This is a genomic window from Microcystis sp. M49636_WE2 (genome assembly GCF_030065375.1).
GTDB lineage: Bacteria > Cyanobacteriota > Cyanobacteriia > Cyanobacteriales > Microcystaceae > Microcystis > Microcystis aeruginosa_C.
Genome location: NZ_JASJFG010000513.1, coordinates 1 through 1762, shown reverse-complemented (window position 1 = coordinate 1762; position 1762 = coordinate 1). Strand labels below are relative to the sequence as shown.

Sequence of the window (1762 nt, the reverse complement as noted above, 5' to 3'; positions counted from 1 at the left end):
GCTAATTTGGCCGTGAGATTGGCTTTTGCCGATAGGTCAATCGGGGTGAGACAACCTTGATTGTCCTGTAAAAGTTGATTGAAATAGGGGTTAATCACCGTCGATAATTTTGACCAGCGATAGTCTTGCCACACCTTGACTGCCAGAGTTAAGAGGAAGACAAGTAGGATCAATGGCCAAGCGGTAAAAACAAGGATGATTAGCACCGCTAGGGGGATGATGAGGACGAGAAACCCCGCCGTTTGACGATCGATAATTTTTCCAGTCATAATTTCATAAGCTGCCACAATTAAAATTCTTAATGGCTAGTTTGACTATCTCCTGCCATAAGTGTATATGACCAGTTTAGGCTTTATTGGTCACGCCGGTTAGTTCTAGTCGTTCAAACATGGCAAATCGTGCTTTCAGGGCCAGAGAATCATCAAGTTTTGTTAAAAAAATCGGTTTTTGATACTTTTGTTCTAAAGCTTTTTGGATTAACCAATCGGCTAAAAAGGGATTTTTGGGTAGTAAGGGACCGTGGGCATAGGTAGCGATCGCATTGTGGTAAAATGCTCCTTCATAACCGTCCTCTCCGTTATTTCCGTAGCCAGTAATCACCTTTCCCAAGGGAGAAACGGTCTGTAAATAGGTACGACCCCCGTGATTTTCAAAGCCAATTACTAGCGGTTTTTCCCCAGTCATAGCTTTAATTTCCTCCGCTAAGGGAGAGGCCGTAATTTCAAAAACCACGTTACCGATACAGCGTTTTGCATTGGGGCCGGGATGTTTACTTACTAGGTCTAATAATCCTAATCCTTCGATTCTTTGACCGAAAGCTGGTTCGTAATAATGTCCTAATAATTGTGGGGAACCACAGGTAAAAACCCCCGGTATTCCTGCCGATAATTGTTCTTTCATCGCCGCCGCTTTTTTCCCCTGTAAATCCCGCATAACGATCTCCTGTTGCCGATCCTGCGCTCCACCCCCAACAATTATATCTACTTGATAAAATGTATCGGCTTCTGTTTGAGCATCTAGGGGAATAATTGTCACAGGAATATCACGCCATTGACATCTTCTTTGGATAGTAATAACATTACCTCGATCGCCGTAGGTACTCATTAAGGTCGGATATAACCAGCCGATTTTTAGTTCTAGTTCTTGCATAATTTTTTAGGGGATTAGGGAATGGGGAAATGGGGAAATGGGGGAATGGGCAAATGGGGAAATGGGGGAATTCAACTAACACCCTAACACCCCAACACCTAACACTAATCTTCACTCTTTTCTAATTTCTACAAAATCTTTCGACCCGTGAGAATCTCTCGTACTTCTAACATAGCAGAATAGGTGGGTAAAATATGTAAAGTTTCCTCATTTTTGGTGTTATTAAGGGCAATTTGGAGCGCTTTTTTTAGATCGGATTCAACAATTAAATTAACGGGATAAGCGAGACTATCTTGACTATATTGTAAGCGTAAAGCCATGTCATAAAGTCGATCGCCTGTTACTACTAAAGTTGTTCCCAAACGGGTTAATTTTTCCGTATCCACATCCCAAATCCAAGAAACATCCGTCCCGTCGGGGATGCGATCATTGAGAACTAAGAGAGTAGTAGAAGACTTTTCTTTCTGTAAAATATCAGCCACTGCGCGAATTGTTTCATTCATACCCACGGGATTTTTAGACAGTAAAATTCTAACTTTTTTACCCTCAATTTCTAATTCTTCCGCTCGACCAAAAGCCGCTTTAAAACCCTGAACTGTCTCAAAAATTTCTC

At 41.8% G+C, this 1762-nt stretch carries 2 protein-coding genes and 1 pseudogene; all 3 read right to left on the bottom strand.

Annotated elements, in window-relative coordinates:
• A pseudogene (locus PX484_RS11965) lies at positions 1-269 on the bottom strand (hypothetical protein); the annotation flags it as partial.
• A gap of 76 nt (positions 270-345) precedes the next feature.
• Positions 346-1149, bottom strand: a complete 804-nt coding sequence (locus PX484_RS11960; protein ID WP_002750261.1) for a type 1 glutamine amidotransferase — start codon at positions 1147-1149, stop codon at positions 346-348.
• A 128-nt stretch (positions 1150-1277) separates the two neighbouring features.
• On the bottom strand, positions 1278-1762 hold a 485-nt coding region (locus PX484_RS11955; RefSeq protein WP_288104007.1), incomplete at its 5' end, for a DUF1727 domain-containing protein.

Excerpts from the sequence above, each read along its gene's own strand:
- PX484_RS11960 (WP_002750261.1), bottom strand. The coding sequence starts at position 1,149 with ATGCAAGAACTAGAACTAAAAATCGGCTGGTTATATCCGACCTTAATG.